Below are 13,970 nucleotides of genomic sequence, written 5' to 3'. Positions count from 1 at the left end.
CTCTTGCGTCTATTCTTGAAGCTCGTGGGTTAAATGTAACCATTATGAAGCTCGACCCTTACATCAACGTTGATCCGGGTACAATGAGTCCAACTCAGCACGGCGAAGTGTTTGTAACGGAAGACGGTGCGGAAACCGATTTAGACTTAGGTCATTACGAGCGTTTTATCCGTTCAAAAATGAGCAAGGCGAACAACTTTACGAGCGGTAAAATCTATTCAGAAGTGTTGCGTAAAGAGCGTCGAGGCGACTATTTAGGTGCAACCATTCAAGTTATTCCACACATCACAAATGAAATTAAAGCACGCGTGCTTGAAGGCGGTAAAGGGCGTGATGTAGCCATTGTTGAAGTTGGCGGCACAGTTGGCGATATCGAATCATTGCCATTCTTAGAAGCATTACGCCAATTAGCAGTGGATATTGGGCGTGAGAAAGCCTTATTTATGCACTTAACGCTTGTGCCTTACATTCCAACCGCTGGCGAGGTGAAAACGAAGCCAACCCAACACTCGGTGAAAGAGTTGCTTTCAATCGGTATTCAGCCGGATGTGTTGATCTGCCGTTCAGATCGAGCGATTCCTGAAAATGAGAAGAAAAAAATCGCATTATTCTGTAACGTTCCGGAACGTGCGGTAATTTCACTAAAAGACGTAGATTCCATTTACCGTATTCCTGAATTATTGAAATCACAGGGCTTAGATTCATTTGTATGTGAGCGTTTCCGTTTAGATTGTAAAGAAGCCGACCTTTCAGAGTGGGAGCAAGTGTTATATCGCCAAGCAAACCCAACAGGCGAAGTTACTATCGGTATGGTAGGTAAATATGTTGAGTTACCGGATGCCTATAAATCCGTCAATGAAGCATTAAAACACGCAGGTTTGACTCATCGTTTAACTGTCAATATTAAATACATCGACTCGCAAGATATTGAAACCAAAGGCACAGAGTTACTTGCCGGCTTGGACGGCATTTTAGTGCCGGGTGGCTTTGGCTATCGTGGGGTGGAGGGCAAAATCCGCACCGCACAATATGCTCGTGAGAACAAAGTTCCATACTTAGGTATCTGCTTAGGTATGCAGATTGCGTTAATCGAATATGCTCGTAATGTGGCTGGTTTAACCGAAGCAAATTCTTCAGAATTTGATAAAGATTGCTCACAGCCTGTTATCGGCTTAATTACGGAGTGGCAAGATGCCGATGGCAATGTGGAAACCCGTAGCGATGAGTCAGATTTAGGTGGCACAATGCGTTTAGGTTCGCAACAATGCCACTTAATTGAGGGTTCTAAAGCCCGTGAATTGTACGGAGCAGAAACGATTGAAGAGCGTCATCGCCACCGTTATGAAGTAAATAATAATTTATTACCTCAAATCGAAGCGGCAGGCTTAAAAGTAACGGGCTTATCAGCGGATCGTAAATTAGTGGAAATTATTGAAGTGCCAAATCATCCTTGGTTTGTGGCTGCACAATTCCACCCTGAATTTACTTCAACTCCGCGTGATGGACACCCATTATTTGCCGGTTTTGTAAAAGCAGCTAAAGATTATCAAGACAGCCGTATGGCTTAATTGAATTTTACAAGCGGTCGTCTTTTGTAAAAAATTTGCAAAAAATAACCGCTTGTGAATGACGAGATTTAAAAAGGATAAATCAAATTGATTTATCCTTTTTATCATTCTAGTAGTAAGAGTGTTCGCCGTGTTGATGCTCGGTAATATCTCTTACACCAACCAATTCATCAGGGAATTGCATTAAGAGTTGCTTTTCAATCCCTTCTTTTAAAGTTACATCAACCATTGAGCAACCATTACAGCCACCACCAAATTGTAGAATAGCGTATTTATCTTCGGTTACTTCAATTAAGGTTACTTTACCTCCGTGGCTGGCGAGTTGGGGATTTACCTGAGTTTGAATAACATAATCTAAACGCTCAATGAAAGGGGCATCATCAGCTACTTTACGCATTTTTGCGTTAGGAGCTTTGAGGGTTAGCTGTGAACCCATTGGATCAGTTACATAATCAATTTCCGCTTCATCAAGGAACGGTAAACTCACATCATCAATAAAGGCGGAAAATTGGTCAAAAGTAAATTCAGTATCGGTTTCTTCTACCGCATTTGGTGGGCAGTAAGATACTCCACATTCTGCACCGGGCGTACCGGGATTTACCACAAAAATGCGGATATTTGTGCCTTCTTCTTGTTGCTCTAAGAGTCTTGTAAAGTGGGCTTGTGCCGCATCTGAAATTGAAATATGAATAGTTTGTTCTTCCATTTTATCTTGTCCTGTAATTAAAATATTTTACAAAATCTATCAACTATTTTACGCCTGAATTTGATAATTGCCTAGCTAAAAAAATTTTTGCAAATTATTAACAAAAATTAACCGCTTGTGCTGAAAGATGCTTAACTATTTTGGGTTATCTTTTGGTAATGTGCTGTGGAAATCTTGATTTATTTCAAATTTTAGCAGGGGAAAAGAGAAAAATTGAGGGGTTTTTCTAGCCATAAGGGGCGGTTTTTAGGTAAAATAGCAGGATTATTTTTTATTAACCTTTTGTTACAAAAATTAGACAAAGGCAAAAAACAGATTTGAGAACTTAATGTGGCGTTTAAAAATAAGTGGGGGAATTCGTTTATTTTTAAATTAGCTGCGGCTCAATAGAAGCGATTGCGTGATACGCAATCATATTTTTAACCCAAAAGAAAAGTAGTGCAAACAATATGATTACAATCAAAAAAGGCTTAGATCTCCCAATTGCGGGGCAACCTGAGCAAGTAATCCATAACGGGAATACCGTTACTGAAGTTGCTATGCTTGGTGAAGAATATGTGGGTATGCGTCCTTCAATGAAGGTGCGTGAAGGTGATGTAGTGAAGAAAGGTCAAGTTCTTTTTGAAGATAAAAAGAATCCGGGCGTGTTATTTACTGCTCCTGCAAGCGGAACCGTTACGGCAATCAACCGTGGCGAAAAACGCGTTCTTCAATCGGTAGTAATTAAAGTTGAGGGTGATGAGCAAATTACCTTTGCTCGTTATGAAGCTGCTCAATTAGCTTCATTAACTTCAGAGCAAGTCAAACAAAACTTAGTAGAATCAGGCTTATGGACAGCATTCCGTACTCGTCCGTTTAGCAAAGTGCCTGCATTAGATGCAAATCCTTCATCTATTTTTGTCAATGCAATGGATACCAATCCACTTGCGGCAAATCCTGAAGTGATTATCGCAGAACATCAGCAAGCTTTCTTTGACGGTTTAACAGTGTTAAGTCGTTTATTTGAAGGTAAAAAGACAATTCACCTTTGTGGTGCAGCTGATTCTAATATTTTAAATGCGGCACAAAGCCGTCAAATCCAAAATGTGGAAACCAACCGTTTCAAAGGTCCGCACCCGGCTGGTCTTGCCGGTACGCATATTCACTTTATTGATCCAGTTGGTGCAACTAAACAGGTTTGGTATTTAAACTATCAAGATGTGATTGCCATCGGTAAATTATTCACTACCGGTGAGTTATTTACCGATCGTGTGGTTGCTTTAGCCGGACCACAAGTGAAAAATCCACGTTTAGTGCGTACCCGCTTAGGTGCAAATCTTTCTCAGCTTACTGCAAATGAATTAAACGCAGGAGAAAACCGTGTGATTTCAGGTTCTGTATTAAGCGGTGCAACGGCTACAGGCGTTCACGATTACTTAGGTCGCTACGCGTTACAAGTTTCTGCGTTGTTAGAAGGTCGTGAGAAAGCTTTCTTTGGTATGATTGCACCTTATGCAGATAAATATTCCATCACTCGTACAACCTTAGGTCATTTTGCGAAGAAATTATTTAATTTCACCACCGCAGTGCACGGTAGTGAGCGTGCAATGGTGCCAACAGGTGCTTATGAGCGTGTAATGCCGTTGGATATTATTCCAACCTTATTACTCCGTGATTTGGCTGCAGGCGATACTGACTCTGCACAAGCATTAGGCTGTTTAGAGTTAGACGAAGAAGATTTAGCGTTATGTACTTTTGTGTGCTCAGGGAAAAACAACTGGGGACCATTATTACGCCAAGCGTTAGATAAGATCGAGAAGGATGGTTAAAAATGGGTTTGAAAAATCTTTTTGAAAAAATGGAACCCGCTTTCCATAAAGGTGGAAAGTATGAAAAATGGTACACGCTTTTTGAGGCAGCATACACCATTTTCTATACGCCGGGTACAGTAACTCGCAAAGATGCCCACGTGCGTGATGCGATTGACTCTAAGCGTATGATGTTAATTGTATGGTTGGCGTTATTCCCTGCGATGTTCTACGGTATGTATAACGTGGGGACACAAGGCATTTTAGCTGCACTTAAAATGGGTACATTATCTGATTTAATTGCTAACAACTGGCACTATAGCTTGGCTGATAGTTTAGGCTCAGTTCAAGATGCAGGTTGGGGAACCAAAATGTTATTGGGTGCAACTTATTTCCTACCAATCTACTTGACCGTATTTGCAGTCGGTGGTTTCTGGGAAGTTGTGTTTGCAATGGTGCGTAAGCACGAAATTAATGAAGGCTTCTTTGTAACCTCTATCTTGCTTGCACTTATCGTTCCTCCAACATTACCGCTTTGGCAAGCTGCACTTGCAACGACTTTCGGTGTTGTTGTGGCAAAAGAAGTGTTTGGTGGTGTAGGTAAAAACTTTATGAACCCTGCACTTGCTGGTCGTGCATTCCTATTCTTTGCATATCCGGGTCAAATTTCCGGTGATGCTGTATGGGTTGCGGCAGATGGCTTCTCAGGTGCAACAGCACTTTCTCAATGGGCTGTAGGTGGACAAGGTGCATTAAAACACGTTGCAACAGGCGAAACGATCACTTGGATGGATGCATTTTTAGGTAATATCCCGGGTTCAATCGGCGAAACTTCTACCCTAATGTTGATCATCGGTGCGGCAATTATTGTCTTTGCTCGCATTGCATCGTGGAGAATCATCGCAGGTGTAATGGTTGGTATGGCTGCAACGGCAACATTATTTAATGTTATCGGCTCAGATACAAACCCATTATTCTCAATGCCTTGGCACTGGCACTTAGTTTTAGGTGGTTTTGCATTAGGTATGTTCTTTATGGCAACCGATCCTGTTTCTGCTGCATTTACCAACAAAGGTAAATGGGCTTACGGTATCTTGATTGGCTTTATGTGCGTTTTAATTCGTGTAGTGAATCCGGCATACCCAGAGGGTATGATGTTAGCGATCTTATTTGCTAACTTATTTGCTCCGATCTTCGACTACTTAGTGGTTCAAGGCAATATCAAACGCAGATTAGCGAGGGTAGCAAACAATGGCTAAATTTAATAAAGATAGCGTTGGTGGCACACTAACCATTGTAGTTCTATTAAGTTTGATCTGTTCTCTTATCGTAGCAGGTGCTGCGGTGTTGTTAAAACCAACACAAGATATTCAGAAACAGCTTGATAAACAAAAAAATATCTTACAAGCGGCAGGTTTAATGCAAGAAAAAACAAATGTGCAGGAAACCTACGCTAAATTCATTGAGCCTAAAATTGTTGATTTAGCAACAGGTGATTATGTTGAAGGTGTTCAAAACTTCGATGCTCGTGCAGCAGCGAAAGATCCGGAAACCAGTGTTGCAATTAATCCGGCTGATGATAAAGCAAACATCAAAGTGCGTGCAAAATATGCTGAAGTTTACTTAGTAAAAGATGAAGCAGGTAAAACAACGCAAGTTGTATTACCAATGCACGGTAATGGTTTGTGGTCAATTATGTACGGTTTTGTAGCGGTTCAACCAGATGCAAACACAGTAAATGGTATTACTTACTATGAACAAGGTGAAACTGCGGGTCTTGGTGGCGAAATCGCTAACCCAAACTGGCAAAAGAACTTTGTAGGCAAAAAATTATTCAATGAGAACAATGAAGTTGCTTTAAGAGTAGGTAAAGGGGCATCAGCAGATAAAGATCACGGTGTGGATGGTTTATCTGGTGCGACATTAACCTCAAACGGTGTTGATGGCTCATTCAAATACTGGTTTGGTCAAAACGGCTTTGGTCCATATTTAGCAAAATTTAAAGCAGCAATGGGAGCTAACTAATGGCAGACAATAACAATCTTAAAAAATTATTGTTATCGCCTATCGCAGATAACAACCCAATTGCATTACAGATCTTAGGTATCTGTTCTGCACTTGCGGTAACTACTCAATTACAAACGGCAGTAGTAATGGCGATTGCGGTAAGTTTAGTAACCGCATTCTCAAGTATGTTCATTTCAATGATCCGTAACTATATCCCAAATAGTATTCGTATCATTGTACAAATGGCAATTATTGCATCACTGGTAATCTTAGTAGACCAAATTTTACGTGCCTATGCTTACGATCTTTCAAAACAATTATCGGTATTCGTTGGTTTGATTATTACTAACTGTATCGTAATGGGACGTGCAGAAGCATTCGCAATGAAATCAGGTCCGGTTGAAAGTTTTGTGGATGGTATTGGTAATGGCTTAGGCTACGGTGCAATGTTAATTATTGTTGCTTTCTTACGTGAACTTATCGGTTCAGGTAAAATTTTCGGTATCACTATTCTTGAAACTGTGCAAAATGGCGGTTGGTATCAAGCAAATGGCTTATTCTTATTAGCACCAAGTGCGTTCTTTATCATCGGATTTGTAATCTGGGGTATTAGAACGTGGAAACCGGAACAAGTGGAGAAATAAGATGGAACAACTTCTTAGTATCTTTGTTAAGTCCGTATTTATTGAAAATATGGCACTTTCTTTCTTCCTTGGTATGTGTACATTCCTTGCGGTGTCTAAGAAAGTTTCGACAGCTTTTGGTTTAGGTATTGCGGTAATCGTAGTATTAGGTATTTCCGTACCGGCTAACCAATTAGTTTACACTCACGTTTTAAAAGACGGTGCACTTGTTGAAGGTGTGGATTTAAGTTTCTTAAACTTCATTACATTCATCGGTGTGATTGCGGCACTTGTTCAAATTCTAGAAATGGTATTGGATAAGTTCTTCCCAGCATTATACAGTGCATTAGGTATCTTCTTACCACTTATCACGGTAAACTGTGCGATCTTCGGTGGTGTATCATTTATGGTACAACGCGAATATAACTTCGTAGAATCTGTGGTATATGGTGTTGGTGCCGGTACAGGCTGGATGTTAGCTATCGTAGCACTTGCAGGTTTAACCGAGAAAATGAAATATTCCGATGTTCCAGCAGGTTTACGTGGTTTAGGTATTACTTTCATCACAGTAGGCTTAATGGCGTTAGGCTTTATGTCGTTCTCAGGCATTCAATTATAAGGAGCATATCGTGGATAGTAATTTTATTTTCGGTATTATCGCATTTACGGCTCTGGTATTAGTGCTTGCGGTGATTATCCTTTTCGCTAAATCTAAATTAGTAGATTCAGGCGACATCACAATCTCAATTAACAACGACCCGGAAAAAGGCATTACCTTACCGGCTGGCGGAAAATTACTCGGTGCTTTAGCGAGCAAAGGGATTTTCGTTTCATCAGCTTGTGGTGGCGGTGGTTCTTGTGGTCAATGTAAAGTACAGGTGAAATCAGGCGGTGGTGAAATTCTACCAACTGAGTTATCACACATTTCGAAGAAAGAAGCGAAAGAAGGCTGGCGTTTAGCGTGCCAAGTGAACGTGAAATCTTCAATGGATGTTGAATTACCTGAAGAAATCTTCGGCGTGAAAAAATGGCAATGTACCGTTATTTCTAACGATAACAAAGCAACTTTCATCAAAGAGCTTAAATTGGCAATTCCTGAAGGCGAAGAAGTTCCATTCCGTGCCGGTGGTTATATCCAAATTGAGGCAGAACCACACGTTGTTAATTATAAAGACTTCGATATTCCAAAAGAGTATCACGAAGACTGGGATAAATTTAACTTATGGCGTTATGTGTCAAAAGTGGACGAGCATATTATCCGTGCTTACTCAATGGCTTCATACCCAGAAGAAAAAGGCATTATTATGCTGAACGTGCGTATCGCAACGCCTCCACCACGTAATCCAGACGTACCGCCGGGTCAAATGTCATCTTACATTTGGTCATTAAAAGCAGGTGATAAAGTAACGATTTCAGGTCCATTCGGTGAATTCTTCGCGAAAGATACCGACAACGAAATGGTATTTATCGGTGGTGGTGCAGGTATGGCTCCAATGCGTTCACACATTTTCGACCAATTAAAACGTCTGAAATCAAAACGCAAAATGACCTTCTGGTACGGTGCACGTTCAGAGCGTGAAATGTTCTACACCGAAGACTTCGATATGCTTCAAGCAGAAAACGAAAACTTCAAATGGTATGTGGCACTTTCTGACCCATTACCGGGCGACCGTGAAGACTACTACCGTGGCTTTATTCACAATGTGCTTTATGAAAATTACCTGAAAAATCACGAAGCACCTGAAGACTGCGAATACTATATGTGTGGTCCACCGGTGATGAATGCAGCCGTAATCGGTATGCTTAAGAGCTTAGGTGTTGAAGACGAAAACATCTTATTAGATGACTTCGGTGGTTAATCCTTAACTTCTACATAATTACAAGCGGTGCGTTTTGCAGAATTTTTTGCAAAATGCACCGCTTGATTTAGTTCATATCATCAAGTTTCTCTTTAAGGAATTTAATAATATGAATTGTAGGGGAATGAAATGATATTCACCCTAGATATAAAAATGGGCAAAAGTTATGCCCTAACGGAGTTCTTGTGAAATTAAAAAAAGTGCTGTATTTTGCCATCTTTTCGCTATTTTTAACCGCCTGTGAAAAAGCTCCCGAGCAAATTACCCTACAAGGTAAAACGATGGGAACGACTTACACTGTCAAGTATATTGATAATGGTGAGGTTAAAAGCTTAGCTAATCCCGAAAAAATAAAGAGTGAGTTAGACGGATTATTGGTAGAAGTGAACAACCAAATGTCTACTTACCAGCAGGATTCTGAAATTAGCCGCTTCAATCAGTTAAAAGAAGCTAATCAAGCGGTCGAAATTTCGCAAGATTTTGCAAAAGTAGTGGCGGAAGCAGTACGCTTAAACAAAATGACAGAAGGGGCATTAGATGTTACTGTTGGACCTTTGGTTAATTTATGGGGTTTTGGACCCGATAAACGCTTAAATAAAGTCCCTTCTGATGAACAGATTAAAGAGCGTTCTAGTTATGTGGGAATTAATAAAATTAACCTAAAAACAGACAGTAAGCCAATGCTTACCAAGAGCGAGCCTAATCTTTATTTAGATTTATCCTCTATTGCAAAAGGTTTTGGAGTAGATAAATTGGCGGAACATCTTGAAAAAATAGGTTTGAGCAACTACTTAGTCGAAATTGGTGGTGAGTTGCGTGGTAAAGGCAAAAATTTACAAGGTTTAGATTGGCGAATTGCAATTGAACAGCCTATAATGGAGCAAGCACAATCTGTACAAATTACCGTGCCTTTACATAATTTAGGAATGGCAACATCGGGCAATTACCGTAATTATTTTGAAGATGAAAATGGCAACCGCCTTTCACATATTATTGACCCAAAAAAATTAAGCCCGGTGAGCCACAACTTAGCTTCAATTACCGTCCTTGCCCCAACAACGATGACGGCAGACGGGTTATCAACAGGTTTATTTGTATTGGGAGCAGAAAAAGCGTTAGCCCTTGCAGAGCGTGAAAAATTAGCTATATTTTTAATTGTTAAAAGCGGCGACAAGTTTGAAACACAAATGTCGAGCGAATTTAAAAAACTAACTCAATCACAATAGTTGGAGTGGAAAAATGGAAACTGTATTATTAACTTTCGGATTTTTTGTTGCCGTGATTTTTGCAATGTCGATAGGCTTTATTGTAAAAGGCAAAACTATTAAAGGCAGTTGTGGTGGTATTACCGCTTTAGGTATGAAAAAAATGTGCGATTGTGAAGAACCGTGCGATAACTTAAAATCAAAAATTGCAGACGGCACGGCAGATCCTGAAGAAGTGGCACGCTTTAATAAAGAGCCTCAATTTTACGAAGTGAAGTAATTTATCTTACAGCTTAAATTTTATTATCTATGTATAAGCGGTACGATTTGCAAAATTTTTTGCAAATTTCACCGCTTGTTGCTTTTATAACTAAGCAATTTTGATCACTAACCAAATGTGCTTCGCCTTAACCGAAGTTACGGGAGATTTATGACAACTCAATTAACCTCAAAAACCTACGACACCCATTTTCCTAAATTAAGCCCAGAGCAACTTGCGGAAAACAGTAAGAAAAAAGTGATTATCGGAATGTCAGGTGGAGTGGACTCCTCCGTTTCCGCTTTTATCCTTCAACAACAAGGCTATCAAGTAGAAGGCTTGTTTATGAAAAACTGGGAAGAAGATGATGACACCGATTACTGCACTGCTGCTGCTGATTTGGCAGACGCTCAAGCGGTTGCCGATAAGCTCGGAATGAAACTGCATAAGATTAATTTTGCGGCAGAATATTGGGATAATGTGTTTGAATATTTCCTTGCAGAGTATAAAGCAGGACGTACGCCAAACCCCGATATTTTGTGTAATAAAGAGATCAAATTCAAAGCCTTTTTGGAATATGCGGCAGAAGATCTTGGGGCGAACTATATTGCCACAGGGCATTATGTTCGCCGTAGTGGAGATGATCAAAACGCAAAATTATTGCGTGGTTTAGATGAAAATAAAGATCAGAGCTATTTTTTATATGCCATCAATAAAAAGCAAGTTGGTCAAAGCTTGTTCCCGGTGGGCGAAATTGAAAAGCCGATTGTGCGAGCGATTGCGGAAGATTTAGGATTGGCAACGGCGAAGAAAAAGGATTCTACGGGGATCTGCTTTATCGGTGAACGTAAATTTAAAGATTTCTTGGCTCGTTTCTTACCTGCTCAGCCGGGTGAAATTCGCACCGTTGATGGTAAAGTAGTTGGTCGCCACGATGGTTTGATGTATCACACACTTGGTCAGCGTAAAGGCTTAGGTATTGGTGGTGTGAAAGGCTTGAGTGAAGATCCATTTTATGTGGTAGAAAAAGATCTAATTAATAATGTTCTGGTGGTTGCTCAAGGGCACGATAATTCAGCACTACTTTCAACAGGTTTAATTGCAAAGCAGCTCACTTGGGTAGATATGCAGCCACTACGTGAAAATTTACGTTGTACAGTGAAAACTCGCTATCGTCAGGCTGATATTCCGTGTGAAATTCAAGTGATTGATGATGAAACTATTCGAGTGATATTTGATGAGCCACAAATTGCGGTAACGCCGGGGCAATCTGCCGTGTTTTATTTAGGCGAAGTTTGCTTAGGTGGTGGAATTATTGAAGAACAACTAAAATAGTTGTAAATAAATATTGAAATATTTTGCATATTTATGCAAAATAGAGGGAAATTAAGGCGGTAAAACGCCTTTTTCATTTTGGCTAAATACAAAAAGAATATACAAGGAATACACTATGGCTCTTTGGGGTGGACGTTTCACACAACAAGCAGATGCAAAATTTAAATATTTTAATGACTCACTACGTTTTGACTACCGCTTGGCAATCCAAGATATCGAAGGTTCTATCGGCTGGGCGAAAGCGATTACTTCGGTGGGTATCTTAACTGAAAGTGAATTAGAGCAATTAATCGCAGCACTTAACGAAGTTCGAGCGGAAGTAGAATCAAACCTTGCCATTATCTTAAAAGATGATGCGGAAGATATTCATAGCTGGGTAGAATCTAAACTAATCGAAAAAGTAGGCGATTTAGGCAAAAAACTTCATACAGGGCGTAGCCGTAACGACCAAGTAGCAGTGGATATTAAAATGTGGTGCAAAGTGCAAGCAGTCGCCTTACAAGAGCGAATCCGTGCTTTACAAGAACGTTTGGTGGCAGTGGCAGATGAAAATCAAGGCTCAGTAATGCCGGGTTACACTCATTTACAACGTGCTCAACCTGTTACTTTTGCTCATTGGTGTATGGCATATTATGAAATGCTTGAGCGTGATTTCAGCCGTTTAAGTGATGCCAATAAACGTATGAGCACTTGTCCGCTTGGTTCGGGAGCTTTGGCAGGAACGGCTTATGGCATTGATCGTGATCTACTTGCCCGTGATTTAGGCTTTGAAGAAGCCACGCGTAATAGTTTAGATAGCGTGTCGGACCGCGATCATATTTTGGAACTGCTTTCAACGGCTTCAATCAGTATGGTGCATTTATCTCGCTTTGCGGAAGATCTAATTATTTTCAACAGCGGTGAATCGGGTTTCCTTGAAATGTCTGATCGCGTAACCTCTGGTTCATCGTTAATGCCACAGAAGAAAAACCCGGATGCTTGCGAGCTCATTCGTGGTAAATCAGGACGTGTATTTGGGGCATTAACAGGGCTTTTGACCACGTTAAAAGGTTTACCGCTGGCTTATAACAAAGATATGCAAGAAGATAAAGAGGGTATTTTTGATGCGTTAGAAACGTGGCAGGCTTGCTTAGAAATTGCAGAATTGGTGTTGGTGGATATTCAAGTAAATACTGAACGTACGCGTGAAGCGGCTCAGCAAGGTTATGCGAATGCGACAGAATTAGCCGATTATTTAGTTGCGAAAGGCGTACCATTCCGTGAAGCACATCATATTGTGGGCGAAGCGGTAGTGTATGCAATCAGCAAAAAAGAGCCGCTTGAGGCACTAAGCATTAGCGAGTTCCAGCAATTCCATCACACAATTAATGATGATGTTTACCCGATTTTGTCATTAGAATCTTGCTTAGAAAAACGTTGTGCCAAAGGTGGGGTAAATCCACAACGTGTGGCAGAAGCGATTGCAGCTGCAAAAGCTTCGTTAGCTTCTTAATTATTTTTAGATACAAGCGGTCGTATTTTTAACAAAATTTGCAAAAAATTTTGTAAATATGACCGCTTACACATTTAATTTTCAAATTTTTGCTCGTTAAGATTGCAAAATGGGCATTACCTCTTTAAACTTTCGAATAATTTTTTGAATTTTTATTTCCACTATTTTATTTCAAGAGTGTTGTATGACCGAATCAGTGAATCCTATTCAGGAACAGCCTAATTCAGCTCTCACATTAGGGCAACAATTAAGAGCTGCTCGTGAGGCATTAAATCTTTCAATTGCAGATGTTGCTCAAAAAACAAATCTAAAAAAATCACATATTGAATCAATTGAAAATGATATTTTTATTTTAAAAAATGTTGCTCCAACCTTTGTGCGTGGTTATGTGCGTAATTATGTGAAATTTTTACGTTTGCCGGAATCGTTGGTTTCTTCTGTTAATTATGGCGAAGTAATCATTCCAAAAGAGATTACAAAAGTTTCGCCTGTAAAACCGTCGTCTAATTCACAAGGCAAAGCGTTGAAATATTTAACAATATTCGTGCTTTTAGCGGCATTAGGTATGACGCTTTTATGGTGGTGGCAAGGTTATCAGAAAGAGCAGGAAAACCGTGAACAGCTTGTTAATTCTGCCCCTGTTGCTGAAACAATAAATGTTGCATCTGTTGAGTCTGGAAATCAAGTTTCTGAGCCTGTTCAACAGCCAATTCAAGTGCAAGAGCCCCAAGCTCAACCACAGCCTGAAACGGCTACAGTTGTAGAGCCTACATCATCTCAAACAGTAGAGCCAAACCAGCAGGAAAGTACAACAACGCAGACCGTTGAGCTGCCAAAACCTGAAACAGAAACCACTGTTGAGCCAGCGAATGTTCTCCAGCAGACAACAACAGAACCTGAAGCCACGACAGAGCAACCGGCAACCGCAGGCAACGATGAGTTGCGTATTGAAATTACAGGCTCACAAAGTTGGATTACGGTCAGAAATGCTAAAAATAAACGCCTAGCTGAAAAGCTCTATAATAATGGTGAAGTATTAACCTTTAATGAGAATGAGCAATATCGTTTAACCATCGGTGCACCGGCAAATGTAAAAATTTACTATAAAGGACAGGAAGTACCGTTAAAA

Annotated in this window: 13 protein-coding genes; 12 read left to right on the top strand and 1 reads right to left on the bottom strand. The window is 40.2% G+C overall.

Annotation, left to right across the window (positions count from 1 at the left end):
• Window positions 1-1,568: glutamine hydrolyzing CTP synthase (gene pyrG / locus ACJHV0_RS00160; RefSeq protein WP_483133038.1), on the top strand; the 1,568-nt coding region annotated here is incomplete at its 5' end.
• Window positions 1,569-1,677: 109 nt separating this feature from the next.
• Here pyrG and nfuA read toward each other — a convergent pair.
• Window positions 1,678-2,274: a Fe-S biogenesis protein NfuA gene (gene nfuA, locus ACJHV0_RS00155; protein ID WP_334248480.1), complete on the bottom strand. Its 597-nt coding sequence runs from the start codon at window positions 2,272-2,274 to the stop codon at window positions 1,678-1,680.
• A 449-nt stretch (window positions 2,275-2,723) separates the two neighbouring features.
• Between nfuA and ACJHV0_RS00150 the strand changes: the two genes are divergently transcribed.
• From ACJHV0_RS00150 to ACJHV0_RS00100, 11 genes are all read left to right on the top strand, one after another.
• Window positions 2,724-4,082 (top strand): Na(+)-translocating NADH-quinone reductase subunit A, encoded by a 1,359-nt coding sequence (locus tag ACJHV0_RS00150; protein WP_334228824.1) that lies wholly within the window; start codon window positions 2,724-2,726, stop codon window positions 4,080-4,082.
• Window positions 4,083-4,084: 2 nt separating this feature from the next.
• On the top strand, window positions 4,085-5,320 hold the full coding sequence (locus tag ACJHV0_RS00145) for an NADH:ubiquinone reductase (Na(+)-transporting) subunit B (protein WP_334235808.1): 1,236 nt from the start codon (window positions 4,085-4,087) through the stop codon (window positions 5,318-5,320).
• Window positions 5,313-6,086 carry a Na(+)-translocating NADH-quinone reductase subunit C gene (locus ACJHV0_RS00140; RefSeq protein ID WP_483133037.1) on the top strand — a complete coding sequence of 258 codons (774 nt, stop codon included), beginning with the start codon at window positions 5,313-5,315 and terminating at the stop codon, window positions 6,084-6,086. The genes ACJHV0_RS00145 and ACJHV0_RS00140 overlap by 8 nt, the downstream gene beginning before the upstream one ends.
• Complete coding sequence (locus ACJHV0_RS00135; RefSeq protein ID WP_025236574.1) at window positions 6,086-6,712, top strand: NADH:ubiquinone reductase (Na(+)-transporting) subunit D; 627 nt, start codon at window positions 6,086-6,088, stop codon at window positions 6,710-6,712. The genes ACJHV0_RS00140 and ACJHV0_RS00135 overlap by 1 nt, the downstream gene beginning before the upstream one ends.
• A gap of 1 nt (window position 6,713) precedes the next feature.
• Entirely contained in the window at window positions 6,714-7,310 is a 597-nt protein-coding gene (gene nqrE, locus ACJHV0_RS00130; RefSeq protein WP_334233272.1) for an NADH:ubiquinone reductase (Na(+)-transporting) subunit E, read from the top strand.
• 10 nt (window positions 7,311-7,320) lie between these two features.
• A complete protein-coding gene (gene nqrF / locus ACJHV0_RS00125; protein ID WP_483133036.1) occupies window positions 7,321-8,550 on the top strand; it encodes an NADH:ubiquinone reductase (Na(+)-transporting) subunit F in 1,230 nt (409 codons plus the stop codon).
• Window positions 8,551-8,735: 185 nt separating this feature from the next.
• Window positions 8,736-9,776: an FAD:protein FMN transferase gene (locus ACJHV0_RS00120; RefSeq protein WP_483133035.1), complete on the top strand. Its 1,041-nt coding sequence runs from the start codon at window positions 8,736-8,738 to the stop codon at window positions 9,774-9,776.
• 13 nt (window positions 9,777-9,789) lie between these two features.
• Window positions 9,790-10,035, top strand: coding sequence for a (Na+)-NQR maturation NqrM (gene nqrM, locus ACJHV0_RS00115; protein WP_006250397.1), 246 nt, complete (start codon window positions 9,790-9,792; stop codon window positions 10,033-10,035).
• A 150-nt stretch (window positions 10,036-10,185) separates the two neighbouring features.
• Window positions 10,186-11,349, top strand: a complete 1,164-nt coding sequence (gene mnmA / locus ACJHV0_RS00110) for a tRNA 2-thiouridine(34) synthase MnmA (protein ID WP_334233278.1) — start codon at window positions 10,186-10,188, stop codon at window positions 11,347-11,349.
• 115 nt (window positions 11,350-11,464) lie between these two features.
• On the top strand, window positions 11,465-12,841 hold the full coding sequence (gene argH / locus ACJHV0_RS00105; RefSeq protein WP_483133034.1) for an argininosuccinate lyase: 1,377 nt from the start codon (window positions 11,465-11,467) through the stop codon (window positions 12,839-12,841).
• Between the two features lie 184 nt (window positions 12,842-13,025).
• The coding region (locus tag ACJHV0_RS00100; protein WP_483133033.1) for a RodZ domain-containing protein at window positions 13,026-13,970 on the top strand (945 nt) is incomplete at its 3' end.

Source organism: Mannheimia sp., assembly GCF_056854775.1.
This window is presented reverse-complemented; position numbering and strand designations above follow the sequence as displayed.

What these genes read in the sequence shown, in the direction of transcription:
- nfuA (WP_334248480.1), bottom strand. Translation starts at nt 2,274, where the DNA reads ATGGAAGAACAAACTATTCATATTTCAATTTCAGATGCGGCACAAGCC.
- ACJHV0_RS00150 (WP_334228824.1), top strand. Translation starts at nt 2,724, where the DNA reads ATGATTACAATCAAAAAAGGCTTAGATCTCCCAATTGCGGGGCAACCT.
- ACJHV0_RS00145 (WP_334235808.1), top strand. Translation starts at nt 4,085, where the DNA reads ATGGGTTTGAAAAATCTTTTTGAAAAAATGGAACCCGCTTTCCATAAA.
- ACJHV0_RS00140 (WP_483133037.1), top strand. Translation starts at nt 5,313, where the DNA reads ATGGCTAAATTTAATAAAGATAGCGTTGGTGGCACACTAACCATTGTA.
- ACJHV0_RS00135 (WP_025236574.1), top strand. Translation starts at nt 6,086, where the DNA reads ATGGCAGACAATAACAATCTTAAAAAATTATTGTTATCGCCTATCGCA.
- nqrE (WP_334233272.1), top strand. Translation starts at nt 6,714, where the DNA reads ATGGAACAACTTCTTAGTATCTTTGTTAAGTCCGTATTTATTGAAAAT.
- nqrM (WP_006250397.1), top strand. Translation starts at nt 9,790, where the DNA reads ATGGAAACTGTATTATTAACTTTCGGATTTTTTGTTGCCGTGATTTTT.
- mnmA (WP_334233278.1), top strand. Translation starts at nt 10,186, where the DNA reads ATGACAACTCAATTAACCTCAAAAACCTACGACACCCATTTTCCTAAA.
- argH (WP_483133034.1), top strand. Translation starts at nt 11,465, where the DNA reads ATGGCTCTTTGGGGTGGACGTTTCACACAACAAGCAGATGCAAAATTT.